Origin of the sequence: Actinokineospora auranticolor, assembly GCF_002934265.1 — a bacterium.
GTDB lineage: Bacteria > Actinomycetota > Actinomycetes > Mycobacteriales > Pseudonocardiaceae > Actinokineospora > Actinokineospora auranticolor.
On record NZ_PTIX01000016.1, the window covers coordinates 1 to 12,585 of the forward strand.

13 protein-coding genes and 3 pseudogenes are annotated in these 12,585 nt (G+C 70.7%); 10 read left to right on the forward strand and 6 right to left on the reverse strand.

The window, feature by feature from the left end:
* Positions 1-175 precede the first annotated feature (175 nt).
* Positions 176-787: a tetratricopeptide repeat protein gene (locus tag CLV40_RS24830; protein WP_104481409.1), complete on the forward strand. Its 612-nt coding sequence runs from the start codon at positions 176-178 to the stop codon at positions 785-787.
* Positions 788-1,186: 399 nt separating this feature from the next.
* Here the strand turns inward: CLV40_RS24830 and CLV40_RS24840 are convergent, their stop codons facing one another.
* Both CLV40_RS24840 and CLV40_RS37440 read right to left on the reverse strand, forming a co-directional pair.
* Positions 1,187-1,690 carry a hypothetical protein gene (locus CLV40_RS24840; RefSeq protein ID WP_104481411.1) on the reverse strand — a complete coding sequence of 168 codons (504 nt, stop codon included), beginning with the start codon at positions 1,688-1,690 and terminating at the stop codon, positions 1,187-1,189.
* A 421-nt stretch (positions 1,691-2,111) separates the two neighbouring features.
* Positions 2,112-2,312, reverse strand: coding sequence for a hypothetical protein (locus CLV40_RS37440; RefSeq protein ID WP_146108231.1), 201 nt, complete (start codon positions 2,310-2,312; stop codon positions 2,112-2,114).
* 907 nt (positions 2,313-3,219) lie between these two features.
* Between CLV40_RS37440 and CLV40_RS24845 the strand changes: the two genes are divergently transcribed.
* The 4 genes and pseudogenes from CLV40_RS24845 to CLV40_RS40405 all read left to right on the forward strand — a co-directional run bounded on the left by CLV40_RS24845 (position 3,220) and on the right by CLV40_RS40405 (position 5,679).
* On the forward strand, positions 3,220-4,599 hold the full coding sequence (locus tag CLV40_RS24845) for a helicase-associated domain-containing protein (RefSeq protein ID WP_181043717.1): 1,380 nt from the start codon (positions 3,220-3,222) through the stop codon (positions 4,597-4,599).
* 159 nt (positions 4,600-4,758) lie between these two features.
* Positions 4,759-5,154: pseudogene (locus tag CLV40_RS39800) on the forward strand (GAF domain-containing protein); the annotation flags it as partial.
* A 125-nt stretch (positions 5,155-5,279) separates the two neighbouring features.
* Positions 5,280-5,369 (forward strand): annotated as a pseudogene (locus CLV40_RS39805) (hypothetical protein); the annotation flags it as partial.
* On the forward strand, positions 5,347-5,679 hold the full coding sequence (locus CLV40_RS40405; RefSeq protein ID WP_281261691.1) for a SpoIIE family protein phosphatase: 333 nt from the start codon (positions 5,347-5,349) through the stop codon (positions 5,677-5,679). The pseudogene CLV40_RS39805 and the gene CLV40_RS40405, both read left to right, overlap by 23 nt.
* 206 nt (positions 5,680-5,885) lie before the next feature.
* On the opposite strand, the gene CLV40_RS24855 is transcribed toward CLV40_RS40405, so the two are convergent.
* The gene (locus tag CLV40_RS24855; protein WP_104481413.1) at positions 5,886-6,854 is read right to left on the reverse strand and encodes an iron-containing redox enzyme family protein; all 969 of its coding nucleotides are present in this window, start codon (positions 6,852-6,854) and stop codon (positions 5,886-5,888) included.
* A 120-nt stretch (positions 6,855-6,974) separates the two neighbouring features.
* Between CLV40_RS24855 and CLV40_RS24860 the strand changes: the two genes are divergently transcribed.
* From CLV40_RS24860 to CLV40_RS24880, 5 genes and pseudogenes are all read left to right on the forward strand, one after another.
* A complete protein-coding gene (locus tag CLV40_RS24860; protein ID WP_104481414.1) occupies positions 6,975-7,187 on the forward strand; it encodes a CDGSH iron-sulfur domain-containing protein in 213 nt (70 codons plus the stop codon).
* A 162-nt stretch (positions 7,188-7,349) separates the two neighbouring features.
* A pseudogene (locus tag CLV40_RS40885) lies at positions 7,350-7,685 on the forward strand (thiamine pyrophosphate-requiring protein); the annotation flags it as partial.
* Between the two features lie 23 nt (positions 7,686-7,708).
* Positions 7,709-7,882: a hypothetical protein gene (locus CLV40_RS40890; RefSeq protein ID WP_219824101.1), complete on the forward strand. Its 174-nt coding sequence runs from the start codon at positions 7,709-7,711 to the stop codon at positions 7,880-7,882.
* A 732-nt stretch (positions 7,883-8,614) separates the two neighbouring features.
* Positions 8,615-9,052: an SRPBCC family protein gene (locus CLV40_RS24875; protein WP_104481416.1), complete on the forward strand. Its 438-nt coding sequence runs from the start codon at positions 8,615-8,617 to the stop codon at positions 9,050-9,052.
* Between the two features lie 11 nt (positions 9,053-9,063).
* Positions 9,064-9,885 carry an SDR family NAD(P)-dependent oxidoreductase gene (locus tag CLV40_RS24880; RefSeq protein ID WP_342752301.1) on the forward strand — a complete coding sequence of 274 codons (822 nt, stop codon included), beginning with the start codon at positions 9,064-9,066 and terminating at the stop codon, positions 9,883-9,885.
* On the opposite strand, the gene CLV40_RS24885 is transcribed toward CLV40_RS24880, so the two are convergent.
* From CLV40_RS24885 to CLV40_RS24895, 3 genes are all read right to left on the reverse strand, one after another.
* Positions 9,851-11,443, reverse strand: coding sequence for a phytoene desaturase family protein (locus tag CLV40_RS24885; protein ID WP_104481417.1), 1,593 nt, complete (start codon positions 11,441-11,443; stop codon positions 9,851-9,853). The genes CLV40_RS24880 and CLV40_RS24885 overlap by 35 nt on opposite strands.
* 106 nt (positions 11,444-11,549) lie before the next feature.
* Entirely contained in the window at positions 11,550-11,978 is a 429-nt protein-coding gene (locus CLV40_RS24890) for a DUF6292 family protein (protein WP_181043719.1), read from the reverse strand.
* Positions 11,979-12,055: 77 nt separating this feature from the next.
* A complete protein-coding gene (locus CLV40_RS24895) occupies positions 12,056-12,496 on the reverse strand; it encodes an Hsp20/alpha crystallin family protein (protein ID WP_104481418.1) in 441 nt (146 codons plus the stop codon).
* Positions 12,497-12,585: the final 89 nt, after the last annotated feature.

The window sequence follows — 12,585 nt, forward strand, 5'->3', positions numbered from 1 at the left end:
CACCGGAGCTACCCGCGGGTGATCAAACGGAAAATGAGCAACTTCCCGGTCAAACGCGCACGACACCGACAACAACTCCGAAACAGCCGACCACCTCACTCGAACATCACCCTCACCCCGCCCAGCAAGACCCGACACCGCCGCCGACCAGCCGAAACCACCTAACCGACCGGCATTGGGCCTAGGCCACCATGGGCCGGGTGAGTTCGGGCAGGCGGAGCTGTGCTTCCGCGAGGGGATTGAGCTATGCCGGAAATCCGGTGACGAGGTGGGCGTCGCCAGCGCTCTCAACAGCCTGGGTCTCGCACTTCACGGCCTCGGGCGGTCCAGAGAGGCGATTGACCACTACCAACAAGCGCCACGGGCGCAGATCGCCCGTGGTGAGCAACGCGGAGCGGCGCTCACCCACGTGAACGTCGCCCGCTCCTTGATCGCTCTGGGGGACGACTCCGACGTGATCCCACACCTCGACCGGGCGAGGACGGTTTTCGCCGAGATCGGTGACCGGTACAACCAGGCTCGTGCGTCGCTCGAGCTGGGTTCCCTGCGCTTGAATGCCGGCGAGCCTGCCGAAGCGCGGAGAATCCTCTCCGCGGCGCTGGGGGTCATGGTGGACTTGGACGCCAAGTACGAACAGGCACGTATCCACGAACAACTCTGCGCGGTGGCGACGGCGATGCGGACCGACGAGTCGGCCCGACGGCACCTTGAGCGGGCCGCGGAGCTGTACGAGTCCACGGGCAGCCCCTTGGCCGAACGGATCCGCCGCCGACTCACCGGTAGCTGATCAGCTCCGGTGGTCGCAGCCGCGGCAGGACCGCCGCCGTCGACGGCTCCGGCAGATGGAGCACCACGTACACCTCGCGCCGAAGGTTCGCCGCGAATCGACCCGGCTGCGAGCTGAGCAGGTGCCCGAAGCCCGCGTAGCGGCGCGGACCTCTTGGTCGGCCGCTTCGAGCAACTGTTCTTCGAGAGGGCGGTCCGGTACCGGCTCCGGCACGGCGGCCCCCAACCTGCTGCGCACCGACCCTGGTGCCACCAGGGGGTCGTGGAAGCCTGCCTTGAGCAGCGCGGCACCGGTGATGGTCCCGTACTGGAAGGGCGAGCCCTGGTCGCCGATGATGTAGTCGGCCGCGATCGATACCACGGGCCAGTCCTGGTCAGGGGGTACCAGGCGCAGACCTGATCACAGCGCGTCGTGCAGCACGTGCTCGACCTGCTTGCCGTAGCTGTGCCAGATGTTCGGGTGCAGCACGCCGACGACCCGGTACCGGTCGGATGGGAGTTCTGTGACGAGCCTGCGCATCAACCCCGGCTGGTCCAGCCACAGGTTGTGCGCGCAGCCGGTCGAGGTCACCAGGACCAGCCGCTGGTCGGGGCGGACTCCCAGCGCGGCTCGGTGCTCGGCGCGCAGGTGCAGTTCCGCCAACAGTTGGTCGACGACGGGATCGCCGACCACACGCAGCGACTCTCGCACGGCCTCGTGGTGGCCGTTGTAGGCGGCGACTTGGTCGTCGTGCGCCAACAACTGCCGAACCGCGATGGCGCGACCGGCGTGGACGGTGTCCTGCGCGCTGGTGCCGTACCGGTGTGATTCGGTCTGCTTCCCGGCCCCGGCCCGGACGGGCGCGACCTTGTCCCGCAACGCCCCGTGCGCCATCACCAGGACCGGCTCGGTGAGCTTGTGCAACCCGCTGTTCTGCGCGGCGATCGCGACGTCGCAGGACCCCGGGTGGGCCTTGGTGACATCCCTCCAGCGAACGACGTCCGCCCCGCGTCTGCGGAGGTGGGCTGCGACATCGCGCGTTCTGACCTGCGACGGCGTGCCCGCGACGGGGAATACCGCGCAACGTCGTGCAACATGTCCGTGCCACGACCACGGCCGAAAGGGCTCATGCGCCAGCGGCACCTCGTCGTCGCGTGGTGTGGACGCGCTCAGCACGGCCCGGCAGTCAGCGGCCCTGCCATGCGTATCAGCACTTCGGCCAACCGCACGACCTCGACGACGGTTCCGCTGTTGCGGGACAACAGTTGTTCAGCGGCGGTCAGGTCGGATCCTGCCCGCACCCACCCCGCGTCGTCACTTCCGGCAGGGGGTAGTCCGGGGTACTTCACTCACTCGCCACGTCTTCAGCGCCTGGCCTCGATTCGCTGCGTTCGATACGCAGTGCGGCGTCATTGCCGAAGACGGACTTTGCCAGCGGTGCGACCGCGTCGACAGTACCAACCTCTCCGCGTCCGGCAAAGAGGGAGAGCAGGCGCTCGACGAATTCGGTGGCTTGGTTGTTGGCTTCGCGTGCCTCGATCTCCACCCGGCCGTCTTCAAGAACGCGCCACGACTGCGGTGGACTACTTTGTCCGACCCGGTCCGGAGATCGATGACCTGCCCACCGAGTCGCCGCTCCCGCCATCTTTCCACGACCAGGTTCACCGCGAACAACGCGCCGATCACCTCGGCGTAGGCGGTGGGATCCCAGGCAGCGAACCCGACTTCCTCGACGCGGACACCCTCCTCCTCGGCGGTCGCGACGAGGAGAGCCAGGTCATCCTCGTCCCGCACTTCGACTATGTCCCGCGATTCCACCGCGTCCGGACTCACCTCCCTGTGCGCGGCCTTGTCGCATCGATCATCTGCGGAACCTGTGCCGTTGTTGCACGCGAGCAGGCGGTACAGGTCCAGGCGACTGCGGTGGGGTGTGTTTGTCGTAGCGGCACCGGCCTGGTCGCCCGTCCGGGCCACGCGAGAACCTGGCTCTGGGCAGAATGCCTGGTATGGACACCGGTTCGTTCGCGCGGTACCTCGGTCGGATGGACCGGGTGGAGTTGGCTGAGTTGTTGCGGGTTCGGCCGGAGGTGCGGACGGCGCCGGTGCCCGATGGGCCCGGGGCGCTTGCGGAACGACTGAGCGGTCGCGGGTCCTTGGCCGCGGTGCGGTTGGTGAGCCGGGATGCGGTGGCGGCGGGGCGGGCCGCGGCAGGCTTGGGGTCCGAGGCCACCGTTGACGCTGTGGCGGCGTTGACCGGGGGTCGCAGGGACGCGGTCCGGTCGGCGCTGGGCGAGTTGCGGCGGGTCGGGGTGGCGTGGCCGGATGGGGAGGTCGTGTGTCTGGTCTCCCCGGTGTCGGCGCAGTGGAAGCGAGCGAACGGTCACATGGAGGTGACCGGACCGCCCGCGGTTGAGCCTGGTCGGCGCGGTGCGGACGGTGAGCTGCGGTCTTCGGTGCAGCACCTGCTGCGGGTGGCCTATGCGCTGTTGGATACGAGCAAGCCGATCGTGGGGTTGCGACGGGGTGGGGTCGGGGTCCAGGAGCGGAAACGGTGGGGGGCGGCTCTCGGTCTGGATGACGACTACCTGTTGCTGGTGTTGGACCTGCTGTTCGCGGCTGGGTTGTTGGCGCAGGTCGGGACAGCGTTCGAGGTCACCGCGCGGTATGAGCGGTGGCGGGAGGCAACGCCTGCCAGGCAGTGGGCGGAGCTGGCGTGGGCCTGGTTCTGGTTGTCGCACTCCCCGACTGCCCGGCGGAGCGCGGCGGGGTCCAAGGTCGAGTCGTCGCATTCTCGGGCAGCGCGATGGGCGGTGCTGCGGGCGGGACGGGGCGGGGTGTCGGTCGAAGCGGTCGCTGATGCGGCCTATTGGTTCTGCCCGGCGGTGCATCAGCACGCTGTTGGGGTTGTCCGCGAGGCGACGATGGTGGGGGTGGTAGCGGGGACCGCGCTGAGTGCGTGTGGGGAGGCGTTGTTGTCCGCGGGCGATACGGAGGCGCTGGCCGCTTCGGTGGCCGAGGTGGTGGTGCCGATGCGGTGCGAGGTGGAGGTGATGGACGACCTGAAGGCTGTGGTGTTCGGGCAGATGACGGTCGAGGCCGCGCGAGTGCTGGAGGCTTCCGCGGAGAGCTCGGTAGAGGACGGGGCGCGGGTGTGGCGGTTCACCACGGCGAGCGTCCGGGCGGCGTTCGCCCAGGGGTGGACCGAAGGCTCTTTGCTGGCCTCCTTGAACGAGCTGACACAGCACAACGTGCCGTTGGCGCTGCGGGTGCTTTTGGGAGAACGCGGGCGAGGGCAGGTGCGGTTGCGGGAGGTGAGGTGCTGCGTGGTGGCGGAGGCGAATGTCATCACGGAGGTGGTGCGGTTGCCCGGGTTCGCGGAGTTGGCGCCGACTGTGGCGGGGAGTGCGATGGCGCCGTCGGAGGTGGTCGCGCAATTGCGGGCGGAAGGATTCGAAGTGGTCGACGATCCGCCATCCGGGAGTGTGATCGTCCGGCGGCCGCGGAAGGCACGAGTGGCCGCCCAGGTGGAACAGGTGGAGCCGGAGGCGGTGGACCTCCCCGACCTGGGGTCGGACGGGTCGTCCACGACGCAGATCGTGCGCGGACGGAACCCGATGTTGTCGGAGGAGGCGGTGGCGTTGCTGGTGGGAGCTATCGACGGGCAGTCCGACGTGCGCATCGACTACGTCGACGGGAAGGGCGAGTCCTCCACCCGCACCATCACGCCGACTGGATGGGACGGGCCGTTCCTTCTGGCGTGGTGCCACATGCGGGAGGCCGACCGTGTGTTCAGAGTGGAACGGATCAGGGCGGTGTCACCAGCGGGACCCTGAGGGAAGCGATGGGCAAGCACACCTTGCCCGGCCTGCGGAGGCTCGGCGGGATCGGTGCCGCGGGCAGTGCGGTGTTCTAGGCCAGGTCTCCGCCCGTCGAACGGGAAAGTGCCCGCGGACCCGCCGCTTCGAGCCGTGACCGATGTGGGCCTGCGGCACATGAACCTGGAGGAGTTCCTGCGCGCGGTCTTGGCCCGCATCCAGGAGCTGTTCGAGGTCGACGCCGCCTCGGTGCTGCTCTACGACACCGCTGCCGAGGTGCTGACCGTCGGAGCCTCGGTCGGCATGAACGAGCAGGTCGGACACGGGATCACCATCCCGCTGGGCGCTGGGTTCGCCGGGCGGGTGGCCGCTGCCCGCACCCCGGTGATCCTCGACCGCGTCGACGCCACCACCGTGGTCAACTCACTGCTGTGGCGTCGGGGCCTGCGAGCGCTGCTCGGTGTCCCGCTGCTCGCGGGCGGCGACCTGGTCGGCGTGCCGCACGTCGGGTCGTTGACCCCGCGCCGGTTCACCCCCGACGACAGCCACCTGCTGCACTTGGTCGCGGATCGGATCGCCCAGGCCACCCAAGCCGATATCAGCAACGCCGACCGCGCTCCAGCGCAGCCTGTTGCCCACCAGGTTTCCCGGCCGTCCCCGGTCTGGCGTTCGCGGCCCGCTACATCCCCGGCACCTCGATGGCGGTGGTCGGCGACTGGTACGACGTCTTCTCCCTGCCCGGCGACCGCCTCGGCATCGTCATCGGTGACGTCACCGGCCACGGCCTGGCCGCCGCGGTCGTCATGGGCCGCCTGCGCAGCGCCCTGCTCACCGCGCCCCCCGACCTGCCCATCGGCCTCGGACTCACGCCGCGACACCGTCGTCGCCCTCCCGCGGGGAAGCGTCTTGGCCCTCCACACCGACGGCCTCGTCGAACGACCCGGCCAGCCCCTCGACCCCTACCTTGACCAGCTCCTCGACAACCTCACCCACGACAACCCCGCCGCTGTCTGCGCCCAGGTCACCGACGCGCTCTTGGGCGCTGAACCACCCCGCGACGACGTCGCCCTGCTCGTCGTCCGATTCACCCCGACGTAGGCGCCCCCCGCTCGTCCGAAGTCCCGTTCACGTTCGCGCCAGGCCCGGCCCCGCCGGCACGCAACGGCACCCTTCGGCGTCCGCTGGGAGTTGGATGAGTCTCACCCGCAGCCTGCGGGTTCGGTGCACCGGGCATTGGAGATCACCGGACTGCTCACCGTGCGGGTCACCTACCCCCGGTTGCGCACCGTCCCCTGAGCACGAGGTCAGCTCGCCAGGGACGCGGGCGGAGCCTGCCACCGCTGGAGCAGGTGGTGGCCGAAGTTCGCTTCCACGGCGAGGGCGCAAGCCGCGCCGAACACGATGTCGGCGGCCGCGGTGGGGTGTTGCCTGGCGTAGGAGCCGCACAGGTCGTGCGCGGCGATCTGCTCGTGCACCGCGTCAGCCTCGACGTGCTCGTCGTAGAAGCGGGTCGCCGCCTGGTCGAATCCGAGTCGGCGCAACCCGTTGCCGTAGCGGCGGTTCGGTAGCGACGAGGTCATCTCGAACGCCGCCAGGTGACCGAGCAGGGCCGGGGTCCAGCGGTGGTGCAGGCCGAAGAAGGAGATGAGGTTGTTGACCGCCAACGTCTCCCCGGACGCTTGGTCGATGAAGTGGCCGTAGCGGTCGTCGAGGTCGAGGGCGCGCATGGTGGCGCGGAACAGTTCCGAGTGCATGTCGGAGAGTCGGCCACCGCCGTACTCGTCGGCTTGGATCTCGATGATGGCCGCCTTCGCCTGGCCTTCGAGGCGGGGGATGGCCAGGCTGTGCGGGTCGGCTTCCTTGAGGTGGTAGATCGACCGCTGGACGACGAACTCGCGGAACTGCTCCAGTGTCGCTCCGCGTTGCAGGAAGCTCGCCAGCGGCGGCCCGTCATCGGCGGCGACCAGCTCCGCCAACGCCTCGGGGACCCGCTCATGGGTCGTCGACCGGTGCGGAACGAGGTCACGCAGGGCCTCGTGCCACGGTTGTTCCAGCTGTCGGCGGAACGCCAGGAGATCGAGGTCATCAGCGAGGTCGGGGTCCACCTCGTCGAATCCCCGGTAGTGCAACTCGTAGCAGATCCACAGGGCGAGCTGCAGGTCCGCGTCGCGCCAGGGGTCGTCGACCCGCACGGTGGGGAAGGGGCTCCCCGGCTCCCGAAAGGCTCTGATCACCGCGGCGCTGAGCTCGCCGCGGGTGTGGGGGACGCGCATGAGAACTCCTCGGGCCAAGGTAAGTGCCCGACGACTACCCGAACGACCACGAGTCCAATCGGAACCGATCAGTCGTGAACACCACGTGTGTGGTGGGGCAGGGCCGGGTATTCCGCCTCCATGGCTCCAGAACCGGCGGCGACCGTGACCGTCTACGACAACGGCCCCCTGCTCGTCCGGGGCGACTTCGAGATCCACACCCAGGACGGCGCCGTCGTGGACCGCAACCGGGCGACGATGGCGCTGTGCCGGTGCGGACGATCCGCGATCGCACCGCTCTGCGACGGCAACCACAAACTCGGTCACCGGGGGGCCGAGAAACACCTGGGATGAACCCGCGTCGCCTGACGTCGGCTCCCCGCGGCGCCACCGTGTTCCGGTGACCGGCACAGTCCTGAGTGGATCTCACCGTGCCGGGCGCGGTGACGTCGGTTCAGGCCATGTCGCTTCGCGGAAGCTTCCCGGCCGGTGCGCGGTTCCGGGGGACGGCATCAACGGGACGTGGCCAGTGAGTTCCTGGTCGAGGTCAACGTCGCCGAGCAACTGCCCAGCGCCTTGGACCGCGCGATGCGCACCGCGGCGGGGATGCGGGCTCCGACGGTGCCGATCGTTCCGGCGGACCTGCAAGAGGCGGAGCACACGCCGCCGACGCACGAGTTCAAACAGGTCCCGTCCAGCCCACCCGCCCGCGTCCACCCCCGCTTGGTCGCCGCCGCCGACGCCATCACCTGCGCGGCGGACGTGCTCACCGCGGTGGAGAAGGTCGCGATCCTGGTGGGTCAAGGCGCCCGAGGTGTCGCCGACTGCCTCGCCGAACTCATGACCATCACCCGCTACCGACACTCGTGGTCCGCGTGTTCCACAACAACGACCTCAACCAGGTCACCTGGGAGTTGCGCGCGATGGGCGGCGCCCCGAAGTTCGAGCAGTCCCCATCCCTGCCCGACATCTCCTACGCCGACACCGCGCGCCTGTTCGGCGTCGACGCGATCACCGTGGACGGCCCCGCCGACCTCACCGCCGCCTGAGGCCGCGCCCTCACCGCGCGCGGCCCCGTTCACCCCGCCGGGGCACAAGCACGGCCGTGTCGCCGACCCGCGGTCGTCATCACCAACGGCACCGACCGACCGCTAGGCGCTCTGCACGACCTGGGACTGCGCCGCGCCCGCGCCTTCCTGGGGCATCCCGCCCGGAGTGCGACCTGGCTCCTGTCCACCGACGCCGACACCACCGACACCACCGTCCCCGCCGACTGGATCACCGCGCACGTGCGCCTGGCCACCCGTGGCGCCCGAGCGGTCGCGGGCGCCGCCCACCTCGACCACCCGGCTGGGACTCTCCCGGGCCGGAATGCTCGCCTACGCCCAGGTCCTGGACTCCGCCCGCCTACCCGAAGGCCACGGCAACGTCCTACGGCGCCAACCTCGGCATCCGCGCCGACACCTACGACACCGCGGGCGGCTTCCCCACCGGCAATACGGGCGAAGACCACGAACTCTGGCGCCGCCTGCGCCACACGCCCCAGGTGTACGCGGACCACGCTGCCGTCACCACCCGCGCACGCCGCAGCGGCCTGGCCGACCTCCTCGCTAGCCTCGACTGAGCCGCACCACCGAGCCGCGTTCCCTCGGATCGCGGGGATGGGCGCGACACCGAGCGCATGCCCCGAACTGCCAGGACTTCGAACCACGCCTCCGCCGCGTCCGCACTTGGCGCCCGAGCCGGGGTTGCCGCGAAAGCCCGCCGGGTACTCGTCCGGCATGGCCACGGTGCACGCGCGGATATCCGCTTCGCCCGATGTTGTCTGGGCGGTTCTCGCTGACGGTTGGATGTACGCGTCCTGGGTGGTGGGGGCGTCGCACATCCGGAGCGTGGATTCCGGGTGGCCCGCGGTCGGGGCCCGGATCCACCACAGCGTGGGTGCGTGGCCGTTGCTCATCCACGACAGCACCGAGGTGCGGGAGTCGCGCGCGGGGGAGGTGTTGGAGCTGGAGGCGCGGTTGTGGCCCGCCGGGTCCGCGCTCGTGCGCTTGGAGCTCGCCGCGGTCGACGGGGACACGGAGGTCACCATGGTGGAACAGGTGCGTCGCGGGCCGTTCTCCGCGCTCCCCGACCGCCTGCTGGACGCGCTGCTGGTGCCGCGCAACCGTGAGGCGTTGGCGAGGTTGACCGACCTGGCCGTTCGCCGGTCCGACTGAGCGGGCCCCTGGTGCTGTCGAGCATCCCGCCGCCGTTGGCACTGGTCACCGGCGCGTCAACCGGAATCGGGTTCGAGTTGGCCCGCGAGTTCGCCGAACACGACTTCGACGTGGTGCTGGTGGCTGACGAACCCGAGGTCGTCGACGCCGCTCACCGGCTTTCCAGACCCGGCAGCCGGGTGGTGGGGGTGCGGGCCGACCTCACCGTGCCCGCTGAGGTCGAAGCGCTCGTGGCGCGAGTGGGGGAGATGGGCGCGCTGACCGCGCTCGCCCTCAACGCGGGCGCGGGTGTCGGCGGCGAGTTCACCGAGGAATCCACGGTGGACGAACAGCTCGCCGTGGTGGACCTCAACGTCCGCTCGACCGTGCACCTGGCCAAGTCGCTGGTGCCGGGGATGCTCGGACGCGCGCACGGACGGGTGCTGTTCACCTCGTCCATCGCGGCGCTGGCCCCCGGCCCGTACCAGTCGGTGTACAACGCGTCCAAGTCGTTCGTGCAGTCCTTCGCGAAGGCGCTGCGGGCCGAGGTGGCGAATACCGGGGTGACGGTGACCTCGTTGATGCCCGGTCCCACCGACACCGCGTTCTTCCGGCGTTCCGGCCAGCTCGACACCCCGATCGGCGCCGGGCCCAAGGTCGATCCCGCCGAGGTGGCGCGCGCCGGGTTCGCCGCCATGATGGCGGGACGCGCCCAGGTGGTCACCGGGTCGTTGCTGGTCAAGGCACAGGTGCTGCTCGGCAGGGTGTTGCCGGACCGGGTGCTCGTCGCGGCGCACAAGCTGCTGACCCGGCCGCGCGTCAGCGGTGGAGGGCGCGGTGCAGGCCGCGCATGACCGACCGGTAGGCGGGGCCGTACCACCCGTTAGCCGCTAGGGCGGCCTTGGCCGCGTTCGCCCCGGCGCCGCCGTGGACGCCCCCGCCGGGGTGCGCGGACGCACCTGCCAGGAACAGGCGTTCGACGACGGTGTCCGCGCGCGACAGGCCGGGGGTGGGGCGGAAGACCAGCTGTTGGTGGATGCCCGCCGTGCCCGCGTTGATGGCGCCGTCGACCAGTGAGGGGTTGGACCGCTGGAGGTCGGCGGGTCCGGAGACGACCCGACCCGCGATGGTGTCCCGGAAGCCCGGGGCGTGGCGGTCGACGATGGCTTCCACCTTGGCCGCCCACTGCTCCAGGCGCTCGCGCGGCCAGTCCCCGCCGCGGGGCACGTGCGAGTACAGCCAGGCGGATTCCGTGCCCTTGGGGGAGCGGGTCGCGTCGGCGGTGGTCATCTGGCCGAGCAGCAGGAACGGGTTCCCCGGCTCACGGCCGCGGCCCAGGTCGGCGTCGACGGCGACCAGGCCGTCGCTGTCGACGCCGAGGTGGACGGTCCCGGCCCGGCGCGGCTGTTCGGCGGTCCACGGGATGGGGGTCGACAGTGCCCAGTCGATTTTGATGGTGGAGTCGTCCCAGTCGAACTTGCCGATGTCCGCCAGCAGGGTGGTGGGCAGCTGGTCTTGGTCGATCATGTCGAGGTAGAGCGCGGTGGCGGGGACGTCGGCCAGCACGGCGCGGGCGGCTCGGATGTCGTGGTCGGCGGTGCGCACGCCCACCGCTCTGCCCCGGGCGGTGAGGACCTTGGTCACCCGCCGGTCGCATTCGATTCGTCCGCCGCGCGCGGTGAGTCGCGCGACCAGGGCGTCGGTGAGCGCGCCCGCGCCGCCTTGGGGGACGGGGAAGCCGACGTCTTGGCCCAGCATGGCCAGCAGCCAGCCGAAGACGGCGCTGCCGGCTTGGTTGGGTCCGAGGTCGGTGTGCATGGCGTTGCCCGCGAGCAGGACCCGGGCGCCTTCGCCGTCGAACAGTTCCTCGCCGAGTCTGCGCACGGGCATGGTCACCAGGCGGGTCGCGCGCAACGCGTCGCCTACCCCCAGCGTCCGTGCCAGGCCGAGTCCGGCGCGGACCGGGGGGAACGGGCGCAGCAGCGCCGCGAGCAGGTCGTCGCGGACGTGGAGGTAGCGGTCGTACTGGGCGCGCCACGCGTCGCCGTCGCGGGGGGCGAATTGCGCGACCGACTCGGCTGTGCGTTCGACGTCGCGGTCGATGAGCACGGCGCGGTCGTCGGGCAGGACGTGGGCCAGTACGGCCGGGGCGTGGCTCCACCGCAGCCCCCACTGGGCGAGGTCGAGTTCCGCCAGCACCGGGGAGGCCGTGGCCAGCGGGTGGAAGGCGCTGAACAGGTCGTGTCGGAACCCCGGGACGGTCAGCTCGGCGGTGCGCACGGCCCCGCCGGGCACGGCGGCGGCCTCCAGCACCAGGACGTCCCACCCCGCGTCGGTGAGGATGTTCGCCGCGACCAGGCCGTTCGGCCCGCTGCCGACCACGACCGCGTCCACCGCCACCCGAACTCCCATCACCCCCGTGCGCTGGTACCTGACGCGCTCCGCGCGACGAGCGAACGCCCCACCTCACCCTGCCACGCTTGACCGCTCGCCGCTCGCGTAGGCGACCGCCCGGTGTTCAGGCGGCCTTCTGGTCGGACCGGCGCATGGGGTGGCGGCGCAGTTGGTCGAGCAGGCTCTCACTGTCGTCGACGTCACGGATGGCCACAGGCGCGGTCTGCGGGCGGCGGCGGTCGCCGCGCGCCACGGCGGCGAGGAACCTGGCGATCCGGCGGGGAGCGGGGGCGACCGCGTTCGCTGCCAGGTGCGCGACGGTCACGAGGTCTTCCCCGGAGTGCGTCTCGACCGCGACCGACCAGCCGTGCCGCTCGTCCCAGAGCAGGGCGGTGTCGCGCCCCGGGTGGTCCGGTAGCTCGGTGTCCAGCGCGATGTACGCCGAGAGCGGGGTGTCCAGGTCGACCGTGGTCGACTCGGCGCCGACGCCCAGTTCCTCGGCCACCGCGCCGAGGTACTCGCCCAAGGCGCGGTGCAGGGCATCTGAAGTCACGTTGAGGGTGTCCTTTCCCGCGCGGCCGGGTGGATCGGCTGCCCGGGCGTCCGCTCGACCGCCCGGGCAGCCGCAGGTCAGGCGTTGATGGCTTTCCGGTCGCCGTCCGCGGCCTCGATGGCGATCTTGCGGGGCTTGGCCCGCTCGGCGACGGGGATGCGCAGGGTGAGCACGCCGCGGTCGTAGGCGGCGCTGATGCGTTCGGTGTCGAGGGTGTCGCCCAGGAACAGTTGCCTGCTGAACACCCCGCTGGGGCGCTCGGCCACCTGGAACTCGGCGCCCTCGGCGCCTTCCTGCGGCCTGCGCTCGGCCTTCACGGTCAGCACGTTGCGCTCGACGTCGAGATCGATGGCGTCGGGGTCCACACCGGGCAGGTCGAAGCAGACCACGAACTCCTCACCCGCGCGGTAGGCGTCCATGGGCATCGCCGTCGGACGCGACCACGTCCCCTGAGCGCCTCCCAGCACCTGCTGGGCGATCCGGTCGAACTCCCGGAACGGGTCGGTGCGCATCAACATCGTTCCACCTCCTGTGTTGTCGTCTGGTCGTCAACGCGCACGACAGTTCTAACACGTAATCCAAACGACGACAAGTTCATTGTCGTCGG

Excerpts from the sequence above, each read along its gene's own strand:
- CLV40_RS24895 (WP_104481418.1), bottom strand. The coding sequence starts at position 12,496 with ATGTTGATGCGCACCGACCCGTTCCGGGAGTTCGACCGGATCGCCCAG.
- CLV40_RS24855 (WP_104481413.1), bottom strand. The coding sequence starts at position 6,854 with ATGCGCGTCCCCCACACCCGCGGCGAGCTCAGCGCCGCGGTGATCAGA.
- CLV40_RS24885 (WP_104481417.1), bottom strand. The coding sequence starts at position 11,443 with ATGGGAGTTCGGGTGGCGGTGGACGCGGTCGTGGTCGGCAGCGGGCCG.
- CLV40_RS24860 (WP_104481414.1), top strand. The coding sequence starts at position 6,975 with ATGGCTCCAGAACCGGCGGCGACCGTGACCGTCTACGACAACGGCCCC.
- CLV40_RS24875 (WP_104481416.1), top strand. The coding sequence starts at position 8,615 with ATGGCCACGGTGCACGCGCGGATATCCGCTTCGCCCGATGTTGTCTGG.